The organism is Ostreiculturibacter nitratireducens (genome assembly GCF_032670585.1).
GTDB lineage: Bacteria > Pseudomonadota > Alphaproteobacteria > Rhodobacterales > Rhodobacteraceae > Ostreiculturibacter > Ostreiculturibacter nitratireducens.
On record NZ_JAVQHL010000001.1, the window covers coordinates 663,272 to 687,211 of the forward strand.

At 66.8% G+C, this 23,940-nt stretch carries 23 protein-coding genes; 13 read left to right on the forward strand and 10 right to left on the reverse strand.

Translation table 11 applies throughout. The features are described from left to right. Positions 1–38 precede the first annotated feature (38 nt). The 3 genes from ABCN56_RS03125 to rsmA are packed head-to-tail and all read left to right on the forward strand — an operon-like array spanning position 39 to position 3,150. Positions 39–1,292, forward strand: a complete 1,254-nt coding sequence (locus ABCN56_RS03125) for a peptidylprolyl isomerase (RefSeq protein WP_343079307.1) — start codon at positions 39–41, stop codon at positions 1,290–1,292. Continuing rightward, positions 1,276–2,262: a 4-hydroxythreonine-4-phosphate dehydrogenase PdxA gene (pdxA, locus tag ABCN56_RS03130; RefSeq protein ID WP_343079308.1), complete on the forward strand. Its 987-nt coding sequence runs from the start codon at positions 1,276–1,278 to the stop codon at positions 2,260–2,262. Before ABCN56_RS03125 ends, pdxA begins: the two co-directional genes overlap by 17 nt. Before the next feature lie 45 nt (positions 2,263–2,307). Then, complete coding sequence (rsmA, locus tag ABCN56_RS03135; protein WP_343079309.1) at positions 2,308–3,150, forward strand: 16S rRNA (adenine(1518)-N(6)/adenine(1519)-N(6))-dimethyltransferase RsmA; 843 nt, start codon at positions 2,308–2,310, stop codon at positions 3,148–3,150. 57 nt (positions 3,151–3,207) lie between these two features. On the opposite strand, the gene ABCN56_RS03140 is transcribed toward rsmA, so the two are convergent. The 6 genes from ABCN56_RS03140 to ABCN56_RS03165 form a co-directional block, all read right to left on the reverse strand. Further along, positions 3,208–3,825: a DUF4167 domain-containing protein gene (locus ABCN56_RS03140; RefSeq protein ID WP_343079310.1), complete on the reverse strand. Its 618-nt coding sequence runs from the start codon at positions 3,823–3,825 to the stop codon at positions 3,208–3,210. Between the two features lie 252 nt (positions 3,826–4,077). After that, positions 4,078–4,920 (reverse strand): peptide chain release factor N(5)-glutamine methyltransferase, encoded by an 843-nt coding sequence (gene prmC, locus ABCN56_RS03145; protein ID WP_343079311.1) that lies wholly within the window; start codon positions 4,918–4,920, stop codon positions 4,078–4,080. Continuing rightward, positions 4,917–5,972, reverse strand: a complete 1,056-nt coding sequence (gene prfA / locus ABCN56_RS03150) for a peptide chain release factor 1 (RefSeq protein WP_343079312.1) — start codon at positions 5,970–5,972, stop codon at positions 4,917–4,919. Before prfA ends, prmC begins: the two co-directional genes overlap by 4 nt. Positions 5,973–6,015: 43 nt before the next feature. Next, on the reverse strand, positions 6,016–6,492 hold the full coding sequence (locus ABCN56_RS03155) for a DUF1499 domain-containing protein (protein ID WP_343079313.1): 477 nt from the start codon (positions 6,490–6,492) through the stop codon (positions 6,016–6,018). Further along, positions 6,489–7,457, reverse strand: coding sequence for an agmatinase (gene speB / locus ABCN56_RS03160; RefSeq protein ID WP_343079314.1), 969 nt, complete (start codon positions 7,455–7,457; stop codon positions 6,489–6,491). The genes ABCN56_RS03155 and speB overlap by 4 nt, the downstream gene beginning before the upstream one ends. Next, entirely contained in the window at positions 7,457–8,860 is a 1,404-nt protein-coding gene (locus ABCN56_RS03165) for an aminotransferase (protein ID WP_343079315.1), read from the reverse strand. The genes speB and ABCN56_RS03165 overlap by 1 nt, the downstream gene beginning before the upstream one ends. A 49-nt stretch (positions 8,861–8,909) precedes the next feature. On the opposite strand from ABCN56_RS03165, the gene ABCN56_RS03170 reads away from it, so the two are divergent. Then, positions 8,910–10,286 (forward strand): NAD(P)/FAD-dependent oxidoreductase, encoded by a 1,377-nt coding sequence (locus ABCN56_RS03170; RefSeq protein ID WP_343079316.1) that lies wholly within the window; start codon positions 8,910–8,912, stop codon positions 10,284–10,286. Positions 10,287–10,295: 9 nt separating this feature from the next. Here the strand turns inward: ABCN56_RS03170 and ABCN56_RS03175 are convergent, their stop codons facing one another. Continuing rightward, the gene (locus ABCN56_RS03175; RefSeq protein ID WP_343079317.1) at positions 10,296–11,459 is read right to left on the reverse strand and encodes a M20 aminoacylase family protein; all 1,164 of its coding nucleotides are present in this window, start codon (positions 11,457–11,459) and stop codon (positions 10,296–10,298) included. Between the two features lie 63 nt (positions 11,460–11,522). Here ABCN56_RS03175 and mazG point away from each other — a divergent pair, with 63 nt between their 5' ends. The 4 genes from mazG (at position 11,523) to ABCN56_RS03195 (ending at position 16,189) form a co-directional block, all read left to right on the forward strand. Continuing rightward, on the forward strand, positions 11,523–12,350 hold the full coding sequence (mazG, locus tag ABCN56_RS03180; RefSeq protein WP_343079318.1) for a nucleoside triphosphate pyrophosphohydrolase: 828 nt from the start codon (positions 11,523–11,525) through the stop codon (positions 12,348–12,350). A 136-nt stretch (positions 12,351–12,486) separates the two neighbouring features. After that, positions 12,487–13,488, forward strand: a complete 1,002-nt coding sequence (locus ABCN56_RS03185; RefSeq protein ID WP_343079319.1) for a Fe(3+) ABC transporter substrate-binding protein — start codon at positions 12,487–12,489, stop codon at positions 13,486–13,488. A 119-nt stretch (positions 13,489–13,607) separates the two neighbouring features. Beyond that, positions 13,608–14,555, forward strand: coding sequence for a nucleoside hydrolase (locus tag ABCN56_RS03190; RefSeq protein WP_343079320.1), 948 nt, complete (start codon positions 13,608–13,610; stop codon positions 14,553–14,555). Positions 14,556–14,770: 215 nt separating this feature from the next. Continuing rightward, on the forward strand, positions 14,771–16,189 hold the full coding sequence (locus ABCN56_RS03195; RefSeq protein WP_343079321.1) for a protein adenylyltransferase SelO: 1,419 nt from the start codon (positions 14,771–14,773) through the stop codon (positions 16,187–16,189). Between the two features lie 4 nt (positions 16,190–16,193). Here the strand turns inward: ABCN56_RS03195 and ABCN56_RS03200 are convergent, their stop codons facing one another. After that, positions 16,194–16,844: a DUF2238 domain-containing protein gene (locus ABCN56_RS03200; protein WP_343079322.1), complete on the reverse strand. Its 651-nt coding sequence runs from the start codon at positions 16,842–16,844 to the stop codon at positions 16,194–16,196. Positions 16,845–16,920: 76 nt separating this feature from the next. Between ABCN56_RS03200 and ABCN56_RS03205 the strand changes: the two genes are divergently transcribed. After that, the gene (locus ABCN56_RS03205) at positions 16,921–17,634 is read left to right on the forward strand and encodes an endonuclease/exonuclease/phosphatase family protein (RefSeq protein WP_343079323.1); all 714 of its coding nucleotides are present in this window, start codon (positions 16,921–16,923) and stop codon (positions 17,632–17,634) included. Here ABCN56_RS03205 and ABCN56_RS03210 read toward each other — a convergent pair. Further along, entirely contained in the window at positions 17,603–18,502 is a 900-nt protein-coding gene (locus ABCN56_RS03210; protein WP_343079324.1) for a DMT family transporter, read from the reverse strand. The two genes, ABCN56_RS03205 and ABCN56_RS03210, sit on opposite strands and share 32 nt — an antisense overlap. 236 nt (positions 18,503–18,738) lie before the next feature. On the opposite strand from ABCN56_RS03210, the gene ABCN56_RS03215 reads away from it, so the two are divergent. The 4 genes from ABCN56_RS03215 to rarD all read left to right on the forward strand — a co-directional run bounded on the left by ABCN56_RS03215 (position 18,739) and on the right by rarD (position 22,851). Then, positions 18,739–19,719, forward strand: coding sequence for a zinc transporter ZntB (locus ABCN56_RS03215; protein WP_343079325.1), 981 nt, complete (start codon positions 18,739–18,741; stop codon positions 19,717–19,719). 78 nt (positions 19,720–19,797) lie between these two features. Beyond that, on the forward strand, positions 19,798–21,072 hold the full coding sequence (eno, locus tag ABCN56_RS03220; protein WP_343079326.1) for a phosphopyruvate hydratase: 1,275 nt from the start codon (positions 19,798–19,800) through the stop codon (positions 21,070–21,072). A gap of 245 nt (positions 21,073–21,317) precedes the next feature. After that, complete coding sequence (locus tag ABCN56_RS03225) at positions 21,318–21,740, forward strand: cupin domain-containing protein (protein ID WP_343079327.1); 423 nt, start codon at positions 21,318–21,320, stop codon at positions 21,738–21,740. A gap of 187 nt (positions 21,741–21,927) precedes the next feature. Beyond that, a complete protein-coding gene (gene rarD / locus ABCN56_RS03230) occupies positions 21,928–22,851 on the forward strand; it encodes an EamA family transporter RarD (protein WP_343079328.1) in 924 nt (307 codons plus the stop codon). Here rarD and ABCN56_RS03235 read toward each other — a convergent pair. Further along, positions 22,838–23,926 (reverse strand): anhydro-N-acetylmuramic acid kinase, encoded by a 1,089-nt coding sequence (locus ABCN56_RS03235; RefSeq protein ID WP_343079329.1) that lies wholly within the window; start codon positions 23,924–23,926, stop codon positions 22,838–22,840. The two genes, rarD and ABCN56_RS03235, sit on opposite strands and share 14 nt — an antisense overlap. Positions 23,927–23,940: the final 14 nt, after the last annotated feature.

Below are 23,940 nucleotides of genomic sequence, written 5' to 3' on the forward strand. Positions count from 1 at the left end.
CGGTATCAACGCGGCCGAGACGAGCGGAACGGACAAGGATGACGATGCGGCTGATTTCACACCTTCCCGCCCTGATGCTGGCGTTGGCGGTTTCGCTTGTGCCCCCGACCGTGGCGGAGGCCCAGCAAGGGCTCTTCTCGCCCAGACTGACAGTCAACGGGCGCGCGATCACCGAATACGAACTTCAGCAGCGCATGAAGTTCATGGAACTCCTTCGGACCCCGGGCGACATCGCGGAGGCGGCCGAGGTGGCGCTGATCGAGGATCGGCTGCGGATGGATGCAGCCGACGCGATGGGCATCAAGCTGACGGATCAGCAGATCCTCGAAGGGATGAAGGAATTCGCCAGCCGCGCCGACCTCAGCGTGGAGGAATTCGTGGAGGCGATTGGCCAGGGCGGTGTCGAGCCGGAAACCTTCCGTGATTTCGTCGAAGCCGGCCTCGTCTGGCGCGAGGTCATTCGCGCCAAGTTCGGCCCCCGGGTCCAGGTCACCGATGCCGATGTCGACCGCGCCCTGTCGCTGTCGTCCAAGCGCGGCTTCCCGCCGAGCGTCCTGGTCTCGGAAATCGCGATCAAGGTTTACGCCCACAAGGAAGAAGAGACCCAGGCCCTTGCCGAGAGGCTCGCGGCCACGCTTCGCGGAGAGGCGGCCTTCGCGGCTGCCGCCAAGGAATACTCGGCCGCGCCCACGGCCGAGGAAGGCGGCGACCTCGGCTGGATGTCCTCCGTCAGCCTCCCGCCGCCCGCCCGCGCCGCGCTCCAGGGTCTTCGCCCCGGCCAGGTGTCGCAACCGCTCCGGGTTGGCGATATGCTCGTCATCTATTACCTCCGCGACCTTCGCGAGGGCGGCCAGACCGCGCCCGAGGGCGCCTATGTCGAATACGCGGAATTCCTGATCCCGGGCGGACGGAGCGCCGCAGCCCTTGAAGAAGCCGCACGGGTCCGCGCGCGCGTCGACGCCTGTGACGATCTCTACGGCATCGCCAAGGGGCTGCCCGAGGACCGCCTCACGATAACGTCCATGCCCGCCGCGCGTCTCTCGCCCGAGGTCGCCCGCGAGCTCGAATTGCTCGACGAAGGCGAAAGCTCGACCGCGCTCACCCGGGGCGACGCGCTCGTCTTCCTGATGCTCTGCAACCGTCAGGCCGGCCCGGCCGAGGAAATCCCCTCGCGCGAGGCCACGCGCACGGCCCTCGCCAACGAACGTCTCAACGGCTACTCCGAAAGCTACATGTCGGAACTCATGGCCGAGGCGCTCATCCGCTACGCCCGCGATGAAGAGGGTGGCTGACCTTCCCATCGCGCTGACCTGCGGAGAACCCGCTGGGATCGGCCCGGAGATTGCCGCTAAAGCCTGGGAAAGGCTTGGCGCCCGTCTGCCGTTCTTCTGGATCGGCGACCCGCGTCATCTGCCCGCGGGCGTGCCCGTGGCCGAGATTTCCGAGCCGGACGACGCAATGGCCGTCGCCGCGCGGGCTCTTCCGGTCTTGCCGCATGCCTTTCCCGAGGCCGTGAGCCCCGGACGCCCGGCCCCTGAGAACGCGGAGCACGTCGTCAAGGTCATCGCCGAAGGCGTGAAGTTCGTGATGACCGGGCAGGCCGCCGCGCTCTGCACGGCGCCGATCAACAAGAAAGTGCTGAAGGACGGCGCGGGCTTCGCGTTTCCCGGCCACACCGAATACCTCGCGCACCTCGCACATGTGGAGCGGGTCGTGATGATGCTCGCCTGCGAGGGCCTTCGCGTCGTTCCCGTGACGATCCACATCCCGGTTTCCGAGGTTCCGAGGGCGCTGACGCCGGCTATCCTGCGCGACACGATCCGCATTACCCACGCCGCGCTCATCCGCGACTTCGGCCTCGTCTCGCCCAGGATCGCCGTCGCGGGGTTGAACCCCCATGCGGGCGAAGGCGGCACGATGGGGCACGAGGAGGAAACCCTCATCTCTCCGCTTCTCGAGGATCTGCGCGCCGAGGGAATCTCGCTCACGGGTCCCCTTTCCGCGGATACGATGTTCCACCCCGCGGCCCGCGCGCGCTACGACGCGGCGATCTGCATGTATCACGACCAGGCGCTGATCCCGATCAAGACGATCGACTTCGCCGGCGGCGTCAACGTCACGCTGGGCTTGCCGTTCATCCGCACCTCGCCCGACCACGGCACAGCGTTCGACATCGCCGGCAAGGGCATCGCCGATCCAGCGAGCCTCATTGCCGCGCTCGAGATGGCCCGCGACATGGCGCTCACGCGAAACGGTTCATGACGTCAGGCCGGTTGGAATTCCGATACAAGAGCGAAGGCCGTTAGGATGAGCGCGATCGACAAACTGCCGCCGCTCCGCGAGGTCATCGCGGAGCATGGCCTTTCGGCGAAGAAGCAGCTTGGCCAGAACTTCCTCCTTGACCTGAACCTCACCGCCAAGATTGCCCGCGCGGCAGGCGATCTGAGCGGTTGCGACGTGCTTGAGGTCGGTCCCGGTCCCGGCGGGCTGACCCGCGGCCTTCTCGCCGAGGGCGCGCGTCATGTCCTCGCTGTCGAAAAGGACGCGCGCTGCTTGCCCGCATTGGCCGAGATCGCGGACGCCTACCCCGGACGCCTGACGGTGCTCAACGCCGACGCGCTGGAAATCGACCCGCTGGACCATATCCCTGCCCCCTACAAGGTCGTGGCGAACCTGCCCTACAACGTCGGAACGGAACTTCTCGTCCGCTGGCTGACGCCCGCCGCCTGGCCCCCGGCATGGGAGAGCCTGACGCTGATGTTCCAGAAAGAGGTGGCCGAACGCATCGTGGCGCAGCCCGGCTCCAAAGCCTATGGACGTCTCGCGATCCTGGCGCAGTGGCGCTGCGAAGCGCGGATCGTCATGACCTTGCCACCCGAAGCCTTCACGCCTCCGCCGAAGGTCCATTCCTCGGTCGTTCGCATCACCGCGCTTCCGGAACCGCGCTTCCCGGCGGATGCGGCGACGCTTTCGCGCGTGGTGGCCGCAGGCTTCAACCAGCGCAGGAAGATGCTGCGTGCCTCGCTCCGGGGTGTCGCGCCGAATATCGAGGACAAGCTTGCCGCAGCCGGGATTGCGCCTACGGCCCGCGCCGAGGAAATCTCCCTTGAGAAGTTCTGCGCGCTGGCGCGCGAAGTCGCAAAAGACTAGGGCCGCGCCTTCCGGCACGGCCCCGTCAAATCCTTGTCTGCAAATCCTGCCTGCGGATCACTCCGCGGCGGAGCTTTCCGGCGTCGGCTCGTCCGAGCCGCGCCCGCCACCGCCGCTCCTGCGGCGCGGAGTCCGCGGTCGTTCGCGACGCGGGCGCTCCCCGCCTTCCGCTGCCTTTTCGCGGGTTTCTTCGGGCTGCGGCTCCGGCCGCGTCTCGGGCGTCTCGACCAGCCCGGAGCCCTCTTCCTCGGCAATCTCGATCACGTCGGCCGGCCCGGTATCACGCCGTTGTTCCTCGCTACGGCCTTCCCCGCGCCCTTCACGGCGTTCGCGGCCCTGCTGCTGCGGCTGCTGTTGCTGGCCGCCGCCCTCGCCACCACCCTGCTGGGCCTGGCTCTGGGCCTGCCGGGCCTCCTGTTCGCGGGCCATCTCGCGCTGCGCCTCGCCCAGCATTCGCGTGTAATGCTCGGCATGCTGCAGGAAGTTCTGTTCCGCCACGCGGTCATTCGAAAGCTGCGCGTCGCGTGCCAGCATCAGATACTTGTCGATGATCTGCTGCGGCGTACCCCGCACCTTGCCCTCGGGCCCAGAGGAATCGAAGACCCGGTTGACAATGTTGCCCATCGAGCGCTGGCGGCTCGATTTGGAGCGCGAACGTGATTTGGATGATCTCATGTGCTTTCGTGCGTTTGAGCCTGTCAGGCTTTTTGCCCGCCTCGCTCCCCGTTTCCGACCCAGACGCAGCCTGTAAGGGCGCTTGCGGGTCCAGAGAGCGTTCAGGGATCGGATATCTGCGTCGACGATAAGAAATCTGCCCGACACAATCCTGAGTAAGCATGCCGAGGCGGAGGTTACAAGAGGTAATCTGCCCAAATCGGCAGAAAATCCCCGAAAAAGGCCCGCATCGGTGCGATTTCGCCGCTTTGTTCAGGGGTTACGCCCCATGACAAATCGGTCCCGACCATCAAGATCGGGGCGGATCTCTACGTTTTCAAGACCGGCATCGGCGAAAAGCCGCGCGACCTCCCTGCCCTGCGTGGGGCCGATCTCCACCATGATCCGGCCGCCGTGCTCGAGGTGCGCACGGGCCTGCGCGGCTATGGCGCGGTACGCGTCGAGCCCGTCGCCGCCGGGCGTCAAGGCGCCCCTCGGCTCCCAGTCCCTTACTTCCGGCGCCAGGTCCGCCATTTCGGCCTCGGCGATGTAGGGCGGGTTGGACAAGATCAGGTCGAAGCGCCCCTCGACCTCCTTCCACCAGTCCGAAAGCCGGAACTCGGCGCGATCCGCGAGGCCAAGCGCCGCCGCATTTTCCCGCGCGACGGCAAGGGCCGCTTCGGAAACGTCGCAGCCGACACCGGTGGCGGATGGCCTCTCGGCGAGGCAGGTCAGGAGGATGCAGCCTGTCCCGGTGCCGAGGTCGAGAACGCGGGAAAAGGGTTCTTCCAGCGCCGCCGCGACGAGGCATTCGGTCTCTGGCCGCGGGTCGAGCGTGTCGCGGGTGACGCGGAATTCCCGCCCCCAGAATTCGCGCCGCCCGGTGATCTGGGACACTGGCTGGCGCGCGGCGCGCGCGGCAAGGGTAACCTCGAAAGCTTCTTGCTGCTCCGTGGTCAGGCGATCGGAAAGGTGCAGCGTCAGACGGTCTGGCGCGATCCCCATCGCATGGGCTAGAAGCCGTCTCGCATCTCGGGGCGCGTCCTCGACGCCCGCCGCCGCAAGGCGCGGTACAGCAGCACGCAGCGCCTCGGCCGCGGTTCCGGCTCCACTCATGCCTCCATCTCGGCGAGCTTCTCCGCCTGGTCATGGGCGACAAGCGCATCGATGACCTCGGTCAGGTCCCCCTGCATCACCTGATCCAGCCGGTAAAGCGTCAGGTTGATCCGGTGGTCCGTCATCCGCCCCTGCGGGAAGTTGTAGGTGCGTATCCGCTCCGAGCGGTCGCCTGAGCCGACCTGCGCCTTGCGGTCTGCCGCCCGCTCCGCCGCCGCGCGGGTCCGTTCCATGTCGTAAAGCCGCGCCCGAAGCACCGCCATCGCGTTTGCTCGGTTCTGGTGCTGCGACTTCTCGGAAGACGTGACCACGATCCCGGTGGGGATGTGGGTGATCCGCACCGCGGAATCGGTCGTGTTCACGTGCTGCCCGCCCGCGCCCGAAGCGCGCATCGTGTCGATGCGGATGTCCGAGGCGGGGATATCGATATCCACGTCCTCGGCCTCGGGCAGGACCGCAACGGTCGCGGCGGAGGTATGAATGCGCCCGCCCGCTTCCGTCTCGGGCACGCGCTGCACCCGGTGCACGCCGCTTTCGTATTTCAGCCGGGCAAAGACACCCTCGCCCTCGATCCGCGCCACGGCCTCGCGAACACCGCCAAGCTCGGTCTCCGAAAGTTCCAGCAGCTGGAACCGCCAGCCCTGCGCCTCGGCGTGTTTCTGATACATCCGGAGGAGATCACCGGCGAAAAGCGCGGCCTCCTCCCCGCCGGTGCCCGGCCGGATCTCCAGGATCGCGGGGCGCGCGTCGGCGGCGTCCTTGGGCAGAAGCGCCACGCGCAGGCGGCTCTCCATCTCCGGGATCCGCGCCTTGAGCTTCGGGATCTCATCCTCGGCGAGCGCCCGCATCTCCGGGTCCTTCAGCATTGCCTCCGCCTCGTCGAGGTCGGCGAGCGCCTGCTTGTAGGCGGAGATTTCCGCGACCACGGGCTTCAGCTCGGAATATTCCCGGCTGAGCGCGGCGATCTCCGAGGGCGGTGCCCCGGAGGAAAGCTTCGCCTCGAGGAACTCGAAGCGGCGCGCGATCTGGTCGAGTTTGTCCAAGGGCACCATTCGGCTCGTTTAGCAGCGGCGGCGCCTTGGTCAAGGGGCAGCCTCACCCTCCAAGCGCGGCGAGCCAGGCACGGAGCCGGGCCTCGTTCACCCCGAAATCCTCGGACCCGAAGCGTTGGCGGGCTTCCAGGAACAGCTGGGTTCCGTCACGGGCCGACAGCGCCTGCGCGGTCGTGTAGTCGGGGAACCCCCAGAGAGCCGAGCGTGTGACCCAGGTTACCATGCCCTCCTCCGGGCTGCCGGCGATGCGGCGGGTGCGCGGCGTCCCGAGGGCGATCAGGTCGAGCCGTTCGAGAACCGTTTCGGGAGGCTCGCTCAGACCCACCATGTAGCCCCACGCACCGCCCTCTTTCTTGAAGACACGCGTGGGCTCTCCGACGCCGGGCGTGAAGACGCTGCCGGCGGGATGGATCGGCCGGTGCCAGCGCGCCGGATCGGACGGCGCGAGCCGGACATAGGCCATGACAACGGCCATGAAGGCAAGAAGACCGACCGCGATCAGCAGAAGCGCGGTCTTCACGCGCCCTCCCGCCGGTTCCAGAAATAGAGGCAGATGATTTCGTGCGCGACGTGGGCGCCCGCTATCGCCGTGGCACCGGTCGTGTCATAGGGCGGGGAAACCTCGACCACGTCGCCGCCGACGAGATTGATGCCCGCGAGGTCGCGCAGGATCGCCGCTGCCTGCCAGGACGCGAGCCCGCCCCAGACCGGCGTCCCGGTGCCGGGCGCGAAGGCGGGGTCGAGGCAGTCGATGTCGAACGTAAGGTAGCAGGGCCGCTGCCCCACGATCTCGCGGATCTTCGTCACCGCTGCGGCCGTCCCCTTCTCGTGCACTTCCCGCGCATCGATGGTCGGGATGCCGAGCGTGTCGCCGTTATGCGTGCGGATACCGATCTGGACGGAGGCCTCGGGGTCGATCACCCCGGTCTTCACCGCCTTGTAGAACATCGTGCCGTGGTCGATCCGGCTCAGGTCCTCGTCCGGCCAGGTGTCGCTGTGCGCGTCGAAGTGGAGAAGGCTGACGGGGCCGAATTTCTCGGCATAGGCCTTCAGGATCGGGAAGGTGATGTAGTGGTCGCCGCCCAGGACCACCGTTCCCGGCCCCGCCGCGAGGATACCGCGGATATGCGCCGTGAGCGCGTCGGGGAAGTCCGACACCTTCGCGTAGTCGAAGGCGAGGTCGCCATAATCGACGATCGAGAATTCCTCGAGCGGGCTGAAGCCCCAGCCATAGGGCGGGTCGTAGGGCTGAAGCGTGCTTGCCTCGCGGATCGCGCGGGGGCCGAAGCGGGTACCCGGCCGGTGCGTCACCGCCTGGTCGAAGGGGATACCCGTGACCGCAAGGTCCACTCCCTTCAGGTCCTTGGTGTAGCGCCTGCGCAGGAAGCTTGGCGCGCCGCCGAAGGCGTTCTCGAAGGCGAGCCCCTGCCTGGCCTCTCGGGTGAACGCCACGTCCACCTGTTTCTTCGCGTCTTCGAGCGCCATCAGGAAAGCCTCACGCCCTGCTTCACGAACCTGTCCGCAACCCGCCGGATCGCCCGGCCGAGCGTATTGACCACCAGATCCACATCCGTCTCCGTCATGATCAGGGGAGGCGACATCACGTTCAGGTGCCCCATCGGACGCACCATCAGCCCCATCTCCTCGCACTCATCCGAGATCCGCTTGCCGACGTCCAGCTCCTTCGGCAGGAGCTGCTTCGTCGCCTTGTCGGCCACGTTCTCCACGCACATCATCATCTTCCGGCCCCGGACTTCGCCGACCATCGGAAGGGCCTCGAGTTCCTTCAGCCGCGTCTCGAAATAGGTCCCGACACGGGTGGCGTTTCCGAGGATGTCCTCGCGCTCCATGATCTCGATGTTCTTCAGGGAGGCCGCGCAGGCCACCGGGTGGCCGGAATAGGTGAAACCCGAGGTGTACCAGCGCCGACCGTCCGCCGCGATCGCCGCCCAGATCCGGTCTGAAAAGATCATGGCGCCGATGGGGATGTAGCCCGAGGATAGCCCCTTGGCGGTGCAGATGATATCCGGCATCACGCCGAACTCGTCCCAGCTTGCGAACCAGTGCCCGACCCGTCCGAAGGCGGTGACGACCTCGTCGGCGACGAAGAGGATGTCGTGGCGTTTACAGATCTCCGCCATGCGCTTGAGGTAGCCCTCGGGCGGCACGATCACCCCGCCCGAGGCCTGGATCGGCTCGGCGAAGAAGCCCCCGACCTTGTCGGGGCCGATCTCCTCGAGCTTCGCCTCGAATTCCGCCACCAGCCAGTCGCAGAACTCCGCCTCGCCCATCCCGTCCGGCGCGCGGTAGGTATTGGGGGCGGTAAGGTGGTGGATGCCCTCCTGCATGTAACGGAACTCCGGCACCCGGTCCCCCGGCCGCTTGCCGATCGACTGCGAGGCATAGGTCGAGCCGTGATAGCTCATCTCGCGCGCGATGACCTGGGTCTTCTGGGGCCGCCCCATGCAGGTCTGGTAGAACTGGATCAGCCGGTAGGCGCTGTCGACCGCCGTGGAGCCGCCGGTGGTGAAATGCACCCGGTTCAGGTCCCCCGGCGCGAGGCTCGCGAGCTTGCCCGCGAGGAGAGCCGAGGGGTCGTTCGTCATGTCGACGAAGGTGTTGGAAAATGCGAGCCTTTCCACCTGCTCGGCGATCGCCGTGGCCATTTCCTTTCGGCCGAGCCCGATATTCGTGCACCAGAGCCCGCCGACCGCGTCGAAGTACTTCGATCCTTCCGCATCCCAGAGCCAACAGCCCTCCCCTCGCGTAATGACAAGGGCGCCCTTGTCTTCGAAGGGTCCGAAGTTCGTCCATGGGTGCAGCGCATGTGCGCGGTCGAGTTCCCAAAGACGATCAGCCATTGCATTCTGAGTGTTGGACGGGATCATATAGCCTCCTGAGGGCCGTTGGTGATCCAGCCACTCTAGCCAACGGGTTATGGAAAACCAGTCCTTCCGGAGAACCGCCCTGCACCGCCTTTACGAAGCCCCGGCCTACGACACCTCGACGTGGCCAGACAGCCATTGGCGGAAGGGCGCGGAGGCCCCCCGCTGCGCGCCGCTGGTTGGCGAGGCGCGGACCGATTTCGCCATCGTCGGCGCCGGTGTAACCGGGCTCAACGCGGCGCTGGAACTCGTGGAAGCTTCGGGCGCGGAGGTCGCCGTCCTTGACGCCGCCCAACCCGGCTGGGCCGCCTCGGGGCGCAACGGCGGTTTCGTCTCGCTCGGCGGCTCGAAGCTCTCCGACGCCGCGCTCGTCCGACGCTTCGGGCGCGAGGGGGCGGAAGCCTTTCGCGCGTTCCAGAAGGACGCCATTGCCCGCGTGGCACGGAACCTCGACAGCTACTCCATCGCCGCCGATCGCGGGCCGGAGGGGGAGGTTTACCTCGCGCACCGGGAACGGGAATGGCAGGCGATGCGGGAGAGCGCCGAAGGCCTCCGCGCGATGCACGGGCCGGGCGCACGCCTTCTACCGCGCGAGGAGTTGAAGCAGGCGGGGTTCGGACCGGCGGGCTTCGCGGGCGGTTTCTACACCCCCCTGGGATTTCCGGTTCACCCGCTGAAATACACCGCCGGCCTCGCCCGAGCCGCCCTCGACCGCGGCATCCGCATCTTCGGCGACAGCCCCGTGACCGCGCTTGAACCGGAGGCGGACGGCTGGCGCCTCTCTACGCCGAAAGGCAGCCTCCGCGCCCGCAGGGTGCTGATCGCGACGAATGGCTACACGTCCGACGACCTGCCGCCATGGATCGGCGGCCGCACGCTTCCCGCGCTCTCCTCGATCCATGTCACGCGTCCGCTGACCGAGGCCGAACGCCGGGCCCAGGGCTGGACCTCGCAGGTCATGGCGGCCGACACACGCCACCTCCTGCACTACTTCCGCCTGCTGCCCGACAATCGCTTCCTCTTCGGGATGCGCGGCGGCTTGTCGGTGAGCCCCGGCCCACTCGCCCGCATCCGCGCGGAGGGGCGGAGGCACCTCGAAGCCATGTTCCCTGAATGGGCCCATGTCGAAACGGAAAGCTTCTGGTCGGGCCTCGTCTGCCTCACGGGCTCCCTGACACCTTTCGCGGGCGAAGTGCCCGGAAGCCCCGGCCTCTTTGCCGCCTTCGGCTGGCATGGCAGCGGGATGGCGACCGGCACGCTGGCGGGCCGGATGGTGGCGCGGGCCATGACCGGCGCGTCGAACCCCGCTCCCTTGGTCCTGCGGTCACCGCCGAAGCGGTTCCCCTTGCCGAACCTCCGCCGCGCCTGGCTCGGCGCGGCCTATGCCTGGTACAAGACGGCAGACGGACCCGTCCGCGCTCAGCGCTGAAGGCTGCCGCTATTCGACGGGCAGCGCACGCTCCGCGAGCCGCGCGAAGAACGTCGCCCCGACCGGCGCAGCCTCGTCGTTGAAATCGAACTGCGGATGGTGAAGCCCCGCCCCGGGCCCCGTGCCGAGGAACAGGTAGGCCCCTGGCCGCGCCTCGAGCATGTAGGCGAAATCCTCCGCCCCCATTTCCCGGCCCGCATCGTCCAGCACCGCCGCCGCGCCCGAGACTTCACGCGCCACATCGGCGGCGAAGGCCGTGCAGTCGGCCTCGTTCACTGTGGGTGGGTATCCCCTCTCGTAGGTGATTTCAGCCTTGACCCCGTAGGCGGCCGCATGGCCATCCACGATCTCCCGGAACCGTTTCTCGGCAAGGTCCCGGACCTCCGGCGTGAAGGATCGGACCGTCACGCTGAACCAGGCCTCGTCCGGCACGACGTTCGAGGCCGAGCCGCCGTGGATCTGCGTCACGGACAGCACGAACTGGTCGAGCGCGAAGACGTTGCGGCTGACGATCGTCTGGAGCGCCTGCACCATGCCCGTGACGGCGATCAGCGGGTCGATCGTCTCGTGCGGCGTCGCGGCGTGGCCGCCCCGCCCCTTCACCGTCACATAGACCGTATCGACAGCCGCCATGATCGGGCCGGGCGTCGTGTGGAAATGCCCGAAGGGCAGGTTCGGCACGTTGTGGATCCCGTAGACCTCGTCGATCCCGAAGCGTTCCATCACGCCTTCCTTGACCATCACCTCACCGCCGCCGCCTTCTTCCTCGGCGGGCTGGAACAGAAGCGCCACGGTGCCCGCGAAGTTCCGCGTCTCGCAAAGATACCGGGCCGCGCCCAGTAGCATCGTCACATGCCCGTCGTGCCCGCAGGCATGCATGCGCCCTGGCACCTTCGAGGCGTAGTCCTTCCCCGTCGTCTCCGGCATCGGCAGCGCGTCCATATCGGCGCGCAGCCCGATCACACGGCCCTCGCCGCGCCCGCGGATCAGAGCCACGATCCCGGTCTTCGCGATCCCCTCGTGGATCTCGTCAACCCCGAACTCGCGAAGCCGCGCCGCGATGAAGGCCGCGGTCTCGAAGCACTCGAACTCCAGCTCCGGCATCTGGTGAAGCTGACGGCGCCAGCGCGTCATCTCGGGCGCGAAATCTGCGATGCGGTTCAGAACAGGCATGGTGGACTCTCGGGCAACCTTCGGACTACCCCTCACTAAGACGCGAAATCCGGACATCCCGCAATGACCAAAGACCTCACCGCTTCCGATGCCCTCGTCCATGACCCCGAAGGCGGCCTTCCCCGGCTTCTGGAAATCATGGCCCGCCTCCGCGATCCGGAGACCGGCTGCCCCTGGGACATCGAACAGGACTTCGCCACCATCGCCCCATACACGATCGAGGAAGCCTACGAGGTCGCGGACGCGATCGAGCGCGGCGCCTGGGGCGAGCTGGAGGGCGAGTTGGGGGACCTGCTCCTGCAGGTCGTCTACCACGCGCGGATGGGCGAGGAGGCTGGGGTGTTCGACTTCGCCTCCGTCACTAAGGCCATCTCCGACAAGATGGTCGACCGCCACCCGCACGTCTTTGGCGAGGAAAGCCGCGACAAGACGGCCGAAGACCAGACCCGCGACTGGGAAAAGATGAAGGCCGCCGAACGCGAGGCGCGCGCCGAGGCGGGTGTGCTCGACGGGGTGGCAGCGGGCCTCCCCGCCCTCACCCGCGCGGTCAAGCTCCAGAAACGCGCCGCCCGCGTCGGCTTCGACTGGCCCACGACGCATGAGGTGATCGCCAAGATCGTCGAGGAGGCGCAGGAGCTCGAGGATGCACGCGCGACGCTGACCGAGGCCGAGGTTTTCGAGGAATTCGGTGACCTCCTGTTCGTCATCGCAAACCTCGCCCGCCATCTGAAGGTCGACCCCGAAGCCGCGCTTCGCGCCGCGAACGCGAAGTTCACGCGCCGCTTCCGTTCCATCGAAGCGGCGCTGCGCGAGCGCGGCAAACGGCCGGAGGATTCCGACCTCGCCGAGATGGACGCGCTTTGGAACGAGGCCAAGGCGGCAGAGCGTTAGGGGAGCTGGCGTTCCGCCTCCGTCGCACATCCTCACCGAAAACCGGCGAAAACATATTCTGATAATTTCTATCAGGCATTGACCCGACAATATTAGTCGGGAATATGGGCGCGAAGACCAACAGAAGGATTCGCGCATGTTCGTCCGTCCCCTCACCCTCGCCGCCGCACTCGCCGCGGCCCCAGCGCTGGCCGATGAGGTCAACGTCTACTCCCACCGGCAGCCCGAACTCGTTCAGCCGCTGTTCGACGCATTCACGGCCGAAACCGGCATCGCGGTGAACGTCGCCTTTGTCGACAAGGGCCTCGTCGAGCGGCTCGTCGCCGAGGGCGACCGCAGCCCCGCCGACCTCGTGATGACCGTGGACATCGCGCGCCTCGCGGAAATCGTCGCCGCTGACGTCGTCCAGCCCGTCGACTCCGAGGTTCTCGCCGCCAACATCCCGGCCGAGTTCCGTGACCCCGAGAACCGCTGGTTCGGCCTCACCTCCCGCGCGCGCATCGTCTATGCCAGCAAGGACCGCGTCTCCGATGGCGAAGTGACGACCTACGAGGACCTCGCCGACCCGAAATGGCAGGGGCGGATCTGCACCCGTCCCGGCACCCACGACTACAACCTCGCCCTTGCCTCCGCGATGATCGCCCATCATGGGGCCGAACAGGCGAAGGCATGGGCCGAAGGGCTCCGCGCGAACCTCGCGAAGAAGCCCGAGGGCAACGACCGGGCGCAAGTGAAGTCGATCTGGGCTGGTGAGTGCGACATCTCGCTCGGCAACACCTATTACATGGGTGAAATGCTGGCCGACCCCGAGCAGGCCGAATGGGCGAACTCCGTGCGCATCGTGTTCCCGGTCTTCGAGGACGGCGGCACCCACATGAACGTCTCGGGCGTGGCCATGACGAGGGCCGCGCCGAACCGCGACGCCGCGCTGAAGCTCATGGAATTCCTGGCCTCCGACGAGGCGCAGCGGATCTATGCAGAGGTGAACCACGAATTCCCGGTGAAACCCGGCGTCGCCCGGTCCGAACTCGTCGAAAGCTGGGGCGAATTCACGCCGGACAACCTGAACCTCATGGACGTCGCCATACACCGGGCCGAAGCCCTGAAGCTCATGGAAGAAGTGAACTTCGACGGGTAACAATTTGATATTTAATACGAACCCCCGGCTATTGCGCCGGGGGTTTTCGTTTGGGGTCAAGGCATGCGGCGCTGGACAGGGCACGCGCCCCGCGCCACGCTCACGTTTGGAGGTGCCACATGTCCCCGACCCCGCGGCGCAAGATAATCATCGACACCGACCCCGGCCAGGACGACGCTGTGGCGATCCTTCTGGCGTTGGCCAGTCCAGAACTGGACGTCCTCGGCATCACCTGCGTCGCCGGCAACGTCCCGCTTGCGCTCACCGCGAAGAACGCCCGCATCGTCTGCGAACTGGCCGGAAAGCCGGAGACCCGCGTCTTTGCCGGTTGTGACGCGCCGATGAAGCGCAAGCTCGTCACGGCCGAGCACGTCCACGGCAAGACCGGTCTCGACGGTATCGCGCTGCCTGACCCGGTCATGCCATTGCAGGACCAGCACGCCGTCGACTTCCTGATAGAGACCTTGCGCGAGGAGCCCGAAGGCAGCGTCACCCTGTGCCCGGTCGGCCCGCTCACCAACGTCGCAACGGCGATGATGAAGGCTCCCGACATCGTCCCGCGCATCGCCGAGATCGTGCTGATGGGCGGCGCTTACTTCGCGGTGGGGAATATCACGCCGGCAGCCGAGTTCAACATTTACGTCGACCCGCAAGCCGCAGAAATCGTGTTCAAATCCGGTGTTCCTCTGGTGGTCATGCCGCTCGACGTGACGCACAAGGCGCTGACCACCCGGTCGAGGGTCGAGGCGTTCCGCGGACTTGGCACCCGCGTCGGCCACGCGGTCGCCAGCTGGACCGACTTCTTCGAACGCTTCGACATGGCCAAATACGGCTCCGAGGGTGCGCCGCTCCACGACCCATGCGTGATCGCCTACCTCCTCGACCCCTCGCTGTTTTCCGGCCGCCATATCAACGTGGAGGTCGAGACCGAGGGTCGCTTCACAACCGGCATGACAGTGGCCGACTGGTGGCGCGTTTCACGGCGCGAACCGAACGCCATGTTCATGGGCGAGATCGACGCTGACCGCTTCTATGCCTTGCTCATCGAGCGGATTGGCCGACTTTGAGGCCACCGAGAAGCGAATGAGGAAAGCGAGCCATGCTATTGGTCTTTCCTGTTTTTCCGTGGAATCCGTGTGAGCCCTCCGGCACCTGCAGCCATCTTGCCGGCCTGAATTGACCCGCTTGCTCCGTTCATCAGTTGGGATCATGGCGGCTGCGTGATCGCCCTTCGCATCGACCTCCTTTCGCCCTATATCCTTGGACAACAAGGAAACGCGCGATGACCCTACCCTTCGACAATTCCTACACCCGCCTGCCCGACCGCATCTTCGTGCGCCAGAACCCGGTTCCGGTTCGTGCACCGGGCCTGATCGCGGTGAACCGGAGCCTCGCGGAGCGTCTGGGGATCGACGCGGACTGGCTGGGAAGCCCCGAAGGTGTCTCGGTGCTGGCCGGCAACGCGGTCCCCGAAGGCGCGGAGCCGATTGCCCAGGCCTACGCCGGGCACCAGTTCGGCGGCTGGGTGCCGCAGCTCGGTGACGGGCGGGCGATCCTCCTCGGCGAGGTCGTGACCCCGGATGGTGCGCGCTACGATCTGCAACTGAAGGGCGCGGGCCAGACCCCTTTCAGCCGTCGGGGTGACGGCCGGGCCTGGATCGGGCCGGTCCTGCGCGAATACATCGTCTCGGAGGCGATGGCCGCGCTCGGCGTGCCCACGACCCGGGCGCTCGCCGCCGTCACCACAGGCGAAACCGTCTACCGCGAGGCCCCCTTTCCCGGCGCTGTCCTCGCCCGTGTCGCGGCAAGCCACATCCGCGTGGGAACCTTCCAATTCATCGCGGCGCGAAAGGATACCGAGGCGCTCAAGGCGCTCACCGATCACGTCATCGCCCGCCACTACCCCGGGGTGGATGGGCCGATGGGCCTTCTCGAAGCCGTCATCGCCGCGCAGGCGCGCCTTGTCGCGAAGTGGATGCCGCTTGGCTTCATCCACGGCGTGATGAATACGGACAACATGGCCATCTCGGGCGAGACCATCGACTACGGGCCCTGCGCCTTCATGGATTTCTATCACCCGAACACGGTCTTTTCCTCGATCGATCAGCACGGGCGCTATGCCTATTCGAACCAGCCGCAGATCGCGGTCTGGAACCTCGCGCAGCTCGCCTCAGCGCTCCTGCCTCTCATGGGGGAGGAAGCCCCGGCCATCGAGGCCGCGACCGCCGCACTCCACCGCTTTGGCGACCTCTTCGAGGCCGAATGGCTCGCTCGTTTCCGCGCCAAGATCGGGCTCGCGACCGAAGAGGAAGGCGACGGCGCGCTGATCGAGACGCTCCTGAGCCGCATGGCGCTGCAACGCGCGGACTTCACGCGCACGTTCCGCGGACTGCTTGACGGCACGGCGCGTGAGGAATTCAAGGAGCCGGAGGCATTCGATGCCTGGGAGCGCGATTGGAAAGCGCGCGTCGCCCGCGAGAAGGACCCGAAAGCCACGATCCGCTCGGCCAACCCGGCCCTTATCCCGCGCAACCACCGCGTGGAGGAGGCGATCCAGGCGGCGCTCGGCGGCGATTACGCCCCCTTCCACCGGCTGAACGCGGCGCTCGCACGGCCCTACGCGGACGACCCGGCCCATGCCGACCTCCGCCTCTCGCCAAGGCCCGAGGAAGAAGTCCGCCGCACCTTCTGCGGCACGTGATCGATCAGCGCCGCCCGAACCGGCGGAAGAACCTGCGGTTGATCTCGACAAACTCCGCGATGACGCCGGTCAGCCCGCCAAGGTCGCGGCCCTTGAGATAGAAGAACCCCGCGGCTGCCCCGAAGCTCGCCCCGATCACGTCCACGATCAGGTCCCACATCGTGTCGACGAGGCCGGACTTCTGCATGTTCATCCCGAAATTCACGTCCATCGCGTATTCGAAGATCTCCCACAGCGCACCCAGCGTGACCGAGAAGCAGAAGGCGATCATCGCCATGGCCCAGGCGGGCGCCGCGTAACGGTCGCCCTCGAACAGCATGAAGATGAACAGGAACCCCATGAGCCCGAAGCCCATGGCCGCGCCTCCGTGCATCAGCACATCCCACCACCAGTAGCGGTCGTAAAAGTCATAAGCCTCGCCAAGGAAGATCGTCGCGTAGAGGAACAACCCGATCCCGGCCACGAAACGCAGCGGCAGGCGAATCCCGAAGCGGCGGGCGAAGAATACCGGCATCATCGACATCAGGATTGTCGCGACAGCTTCGAAGACGAGAACCCACCGCCGCTCGATCAGCGCGGCGACTACAGCGACCAGCAGGGTCGCCCACATGAACTGCAGCAGCGGCGGCTGCGCGCGAAGGCGGGACCAGAACATGAGAAACAACTAGGCGCTGCGCCCCGGTCTAACAAGCGCCCTTCAAGCTCGAGTGGCGCCGGGATATATCAGGCCCATGGGGCTCCGATTGGCCAGCTACAACGTCCACAAATGCGTGGGTACGGACCGGAAACGCGATCCGGGCCGGATCGTCGACGTTCTGAACTCCGTCTCGGCCGATGTCATGGCGCTGCAGGAGGTCGATCGCCGCATGCCGCCACGACCGGCCGCCCTGCCGCGAGAGATGATCGAGCGCGATACCGACTATGCGGCGCTCCCCTTCGGCCTGACGGAGGAAAGCCTTGGCTGGCACGGTCAGACATTGCTGACGCGCACCGGGACAGAGGCGCTCGCGATCAAGCGGATAGAGCTACCGGGTCTCGAACCGCGCGGAGCCATCATGGCGGAACTCGCGTTTCCCGATGGGCGGGAGCTACGAGTCGTCGGCGTGCACCTCGGCCTAATCCGGCGCTACCGCCTGATGCAGCTTTCCGCGATCCGCGCCGCCCTGTCGCGGCGGCGCGACCTGCCGACAGTGATCATCGGCGACTTCAACGAATGGTCCACGCACGGCGGCGTCGACCCGATCGCCGACACGTTCCGCATACACGCGCCGGGCCATTCGTTCCACGCCAACCGCCCGGTTGCCGCGCTGGACCGCGTGGCGCTCGGCCGGGGGTTGCATCTGCGCGACGCGGGCGTCGTCGACATCCCGCTTGCCCGCATCGCCTCCGATCACCTGCCGATCTGGGCCGATGTCAGGCTCGACACGCCCGTGCCGGCCGATTGATGAGGATAAGGCCCAGCGCCACCAGCGATGCTGCGCCGATGATTTCGGGACCGATCTTTTCACCCAGCCACAGTGCCCCCAGAGCCACCCCGAAGACCGGGGTGAGGAAGGAAAAGCTTGCGACGCCCGAGGCCGGGTAGATTGTCAGAAGCCAGAACCAGAACAGGAACGCGGCCGAGACGATGACGGCCGACTGGAACGCGAGCCCCGCGAGGTGGATCGGCTGAAGGTCCCGGATCAGCGGCCCGAACAAGGGCGACAAGGCAAGAAGCACGGGGGCCGACACCGCAAGCTGCCAGAAAAGCTGCGTCTCGGGCTTTTCGCGGATCAGGGGCGTGGCGCGGACGCAGAGCGCGACGCCCATCCATCCGAAAGCCGCGAAAAGCGCGAAGAGGTCACCAAGCAGACTCGCCTCGCCCGAGGCGCCGCCGCGGTCAAGGATCGCCCAGGCCACGCCTGCGAAGGCGAGCGCGAGGCCCACCGCCTTGATGCCGCTGATCCGCTCTCCCGGAATCAGCATATGCGCAGCAAGCGACAGCCAGACCGGCATCGAATAGAAGATGATCGAGGTGCGGGTGACCGTTGTCATGTCGAGCGCTAGGAACAGGAACACGAACTCTGCCGCGAAGACGACCCCGATCAGGATCCCTGGCCCCAGCATCTCGCGCCGGAGACGCGGCGACTTGCCGCGCAGGACGAGCCAGGCCCAGAGGCAGAGCATCCCAAAGAGCGAACGCAGACCCGCGAAGAACACCGGCTGCAGGCCCGCGTTCACGAGCTTGATCACCACCTGGTTGACCGCGAGCAGGAGCGCGAAGCCTGTCAGAGAAACCGCCCCGAAGGCATCGATCCTGTCCCTGCGCTCCAACGCGTTCCTCCCGTCCGGCCTGGTGCCCCGCTACGGGAAGCGCCGCACCGGGGAATGTCAACCCTCTGGCCCGCCATCCTGGCGCTGGGCAAGGCAGCGGGCGACGGCAAGGAAATTCACCCTTGCGCCGCAATTCCGGCCTTGGTTCCGAGTGTTGCGCGGCATCCCAGTTGTGGAAACCCTCGCTGTATGCACAGCCCCGCAGCGTGCTATCAATGGCGCAGGAGGCCCGAGCCATGACCCGCAACCTCGATCCGATCGCCGCCTACGACATCTGGCCGGACGGCCGGGTAACGGAGGTCACGGAACCGTGGCCGAGCGCAACCCCGAGCGAGGGCGCGGGCTGGCGCTGGCTTCACTGCGACCGGACCTCGGGGGCTTTCGCAAACTGGGCCGTGGCAAACCTGCCCGCCCCCGTCCGCGCCTCGCTTCTTCAGGCCGAGACCCGCCCCCGCTGTGACGCGGTAGGCGACGGGCTTCTCCTCACGCTTCGCGCCATCAACCTCAACCCGGGTGCCGAGGGCGAAGACATGGTCGCGCTCCGCCTCTGGGTCACCGGGCGCCTGATCGTCACGACCCGCCTCCGCCGCCTCTACGTCATTGAGGAGATGCGCGCCGACCTCGCCGAGGGTCGCGCGCCCCTTTCTCCCGGCGCCTTTGTCGCTCGCCTCGCCGACCAGATGACCGCTCGGATCGAAGAGGTCTCGCTTGACCGCGAGGATGCCACGGACGCCATCGAGGAAGTGCTTCTGGATGACGAACCCGACGCGCTTGGAACCGGCGAGCAGGAGATCAGCCGCATCGCCCGGTCGGTCATCAAGCTCCGCCGCCACGTCGCCCCCCAACGTGAGGCATTGTCCCGCCTTGCCACGATCGACGTGGCCTTCCTTGGCCCGGCCGAACGCTACGAACTGCGCGAGGTGGCGAACCGGACCCAGCGGACGGTCGAGGAGCTCGACACGACCCGCGACCGCCTGGCGTCGCTGCGCGCCCATATCGACTCGCTCCATGCCTGGCGGATGGGGCGTCAGAGCTTCGTCTTATCCGTCGCGGCGGCGGTCTTCCTGCCTCTCGGCTTTCTGACCGGCCTCTTCGGCGTGAACCTCGGCGGCATGCCGGGCGAACACTCCCCCTACGCCTTCGCCGTGCTGACCATCGGAAGCGGGATCATCGGCTTTGCCCTGTGGCTCTGGTTCCGATGGCTGCGGTGGTTCTGAGGGCGCTGCGCCCTTTCCCTGCGTCACGGCCTCGGCTAAAGACCAGCGCGACCGGTCTTTCAGGAGAGGAACATTCCAATGAGCACGATCGTCGACATCCATGCCCGCGAGATTCTGGACAGCCGGGGGAACCCGACGGTCGAGGTGGACGTGATCCTTGAAGACGGCACCATGGGCCGCGCGGCGGTTCCTTCGGGCGCCTCCACCGGCGCCCATGAGGCGGTTGAGAAGCGCGACGGGGACGCGCAGCGCTACAAGGGCAAGGGCGTTCTGGAAGCCGTCGCGGCGGTCAACGGCGAGATCGCCGAGAACCTCGTGGGCGAGGATGCCACCGAGCAGGTCGCGATCGACCGGATGATGATCGAACTCGACGGCACGCCCAACAAGAGCCGCCTCGGCGCGAACGCGATCCTCGGCGTTTCGCTTGCGGTGGCCAAGGCAGCGGCCGATTTCACCACTCAGCCCCTCTTCCGGTATGTCGGCGGCACCTCTGCCCGCATCCTGCCCGTGCCGATGATGAACATCATCAACGGCGGCGAGCATGCAGACAACCCGATCGACATCCAGGAATTCATGATCATGCCGGTCTCCGCCCCGTCGATCCGCGACGCGGTGCGGATGGGGTCGGAAGTGTTTCACACGCTCAAGAAGGAGCTTTCGGCCGCGGGCCTCGCTACGGGCGTCGGTGACGAAGGCGGTTTCGCCCCGAACCTCAGCTCCACCCGAGATGCGCTTGATTTCATTTTGAAATCCATTGAGAAGGCCGGATACAAGCCGGGCGAGGACATCTATCTCGCACTCGACTGCGCTTCGACCGAATACTTCAAGGACGGGCATTATGTGCTTGCGGGCGAAGGGAAAACTCTGACCCCGGACGAAAACGTGTCTTACCTCGAGGCGCTGGTCTCGGACTACCCGATCATCTCGATCGAGGATGGCTGCGCCGAGGATGACTGGGACGGCTGGCGCGTGCTGACCGAGGTTCTGGGCAAGCGCTGCCAGCTCGTCGGTGACGACCTCTTCGTGACGAACCCCGCCCGCCTCGCCGAAGGCATCAAGCAGGGCTGCGCGAACTCGCTTCTCGTGAAGGTCAACCAGATCGGCACGCTGACCGAGACGCTCGACGCCGTTCGGATGGCCGACCGGGCGAAATACACGTCGGTCATGTCGCACCGTTCGGGCGAGACCGAGGACGCCACGATCGCCGACCTCGCGGTGGCGACGAACTGCGGCCAGATCAAGACCGGCTCGCTCGCCCGCTCCGACCGGCTGGCGAAATACAACCAGCTGATCCGGATCGAGGAGATGCTCGGAGAAACGGCAGAATACGCGGGCCAATCGATCCTTCGCTGATCACTGATCACGGCCGGGGCGGAAAGGCGAAGGCCGCTCCGCCCCGGCATCGCAAGCGTCCTTGTCCGGACGGCCGATGAGCGGCGCGACCCTGCAGCCGCCGCGCGACTGCCAGACGAAATCCTGTACGCCCCAGTTCGCAGCGGAGTTCCCGCGGCAGCGCCAGCAACGCTTTCGGGAATGGCATTTTCTCGGCCTCAGCGCGAAACTGGCTCGGGGAGCCCCTGAGAGCCGGAGGAGACAGCATGGACGAAGCGGAGCGGATCATCACGGAGCTGGAGCTTGCGCCCCATCCGGAAGGCGGTTGGTACCGACAGACCTGGATCGCGGAGGGAGACGGGCGGCCGGCTGGCACCTGCATCTATTTCCTTCTGAAGGCGGGGGAACGGTCGCACTGGCACCGGGTCGACGCCGCCGAGATCTGGCATTTCTATTCGGGTGCTTCGGTCATGCTCAAGATCGCGGCAACGGACGCGGGACCCGCGGTCAGACACCGGCTTGGCCCTGACGTGCTGGCGGGAGAGCGGCCACAGGTTCTGGTGCCGGCGGGGCAGTGGCAAGCGGCAGAGGCGGGCGCGGGCTGGGCGCTTGTGGGATGCACGGTCTCACCCGGGTTCCAGTTCGAGGGTTTCGAACTTGCACCGCCGGGATTTGACATCCGGGGTTGACGGCAAGACGAGGAACCACCCCGGACTTCTCAAGAAGACGCGGCAAGCATCTGTTCTTGCGGTATTTCATGAGCCGAAAGGGATCAGCCTTCCAGTTTCCCTTGCCGATCCGGCCGATATGGCACTTCGCTCCGGCCCCTGCTAGGGAAGCTGCCGAACGGTCTCGGAGCGCGGAAGGCGGCGGGTCATGGGCGAAGCGGTCACGAAGGTGGCGATAGCGCAGAACGGGGACAGCCCGAGAGGATTCGCCTTCGCTCTCGGCGCGTATTTCTTCTGGGGCTTCCTTCCCTTCTACATGAAGGCCGTGGCCCATATTCCACCTGCCGAGGTGGTTGCGCACCGCATTGTCTGGTCGGTGCCGATCGCAGGGCTGGTGCTCCTGGCCCTCGGCCGGACAGCCGACCTCCGGGCCGCACTGGCTTCGCCGCGGATGGTCTCGCAGGCGGCGCTGACCGCGGCGCTCATTTCGATCAACTGGGGTATCTATGTCTGGGCGATCGGCGCGGGACGGGCGCTCGATACGGCGCTGGGATACTACATCAATCCGCTTTTCAGCGTGTTCCTTGGCGCCGTTCTTCTGGGCGAGCGGCTGAACCCCCTGCAGATGGCGGCGATCGCTCTGGCCGGGATCGCGGTCGGGATCCTGACCTGGGAGGCCGGTCACCTCCCGTGGGTCTCGCTGTCGCTCGCGCTGAGCTGGGGCTTCTACGCCTTCTTCCGCAAGACGCTGCCGATCGGGCCCAACCAGGGGTTCTTCCTCGAGGTTCTGATTCTGAGCGTTCCCTCCGTCATCTACATCCTCTGGCGGGAGTCGACGGGCAGCGGGCATTTCCTGGAAACCGGCCTCACTGACCGGGCCCTGCTTCTGGGCTGCGGCTTCGTCACGGCAGTGCCGCTTCTGATCTACGCGAACGGGGCAAAGCTGCTCCGGCTCTCGACCATCGGGATGATGCAGTACATCGCTCCGACGATGATCTTCGTGATCGCGGTCTTCGTCTTCGAGGAGCCGTTCTCGCGCGCAAAGGCGCTGGCATTCGCGCTGATCTGGACGGCGCTTGTGCTCTACTCTGTCGCGATGCTTCGCCAGGCGCGGCGCGTCAGGGCTGGCTGATCCGCCCGCCGCAGACCGGCTCCTGCACTCCCGTCGTGCCGGGGGCGGAGATGGGCAGGCCCCTCAGCACGCGGACGGCGAGGTATGCGAAAGCCTGCGCCTCCAGCATGTCGCCGTCGAGCCCCGCCGCTTCGACCGGCATGACCGGTAGCCCCACACGATCGGCAATCATCTGCATGAGGGTCGCGTTGCGCCGCCCGCCGCCGGTGACGAGCAGGCGTTCGGGAGGCCTCGGGAAGTGACGTGCGCCCTCCGCAACACCCGCTGCGGCGGCAGCCGTCAGCGTAGCCGCGGCGTCGGCGTCCGAAAGTGCCGAAACTGCGGGCAAAAGATCGTGGAAATCATTTCGGTCCAGAGACTTGGGCGGTCTCCTTGAGAAAAACGGATGCCCGAGAAAGGCCGAGATTGTTGCCTCATACACTCGCCCCTCTGCCGCGAGGCGACCGCCTTCGTCCTGCGAGACACCCTGCCGGGCCTGCATGAGGTCATTGATCGGGGCGTTGGCCGGCCCCGTATCGAATGCGAGGCACGCGCCCTCCACCTCGGGGGCGGGTTTCGAAGGGTCGATCCATGTCAGGTTGCCGACCCCGCCGAGATTGAGGAAGGCGACCGGAGCCGTCGCGCCGAACCACTTCGCGCAGGCGAAGTGGAAGAACGGGGCCAACGGCGCACCCTGCCCGCCCCGCGCGACGTCCTCCGAGCGGAAGTCCCAGACGACGGTCCGGCCCAGCTTGCCCGCAAGAGCCGCGCCGTCACCCGCCTGATGCGTGCGACCATGATCGGGATCGTGAGCCAGCGTTTGGCCGTGGAAACCGACGAGTCGGGCCTGCGGAAACGTGGAAAGAAGCTCGGCATGGGCGGCCACCGTCACGCGGGCGGCCTCGGCCACGCCCGGCTCGTCCGGCCAGCGGCCAAGGGCGGCGCGCAGGGTGGCGCGTTCCGCCTCCGAATAGGCGCGGTAGCCGGTTTCGCCGAAGGCTTCGATCGTCTCGCCGTCGGTCAAGACCATCGCGGCGTCCACGCCGTCGAGCGAAGTGCCCGACATCGCGCCCAAGGCCCAGACGGCTTCGCCCATGATCCCCTTCCCCT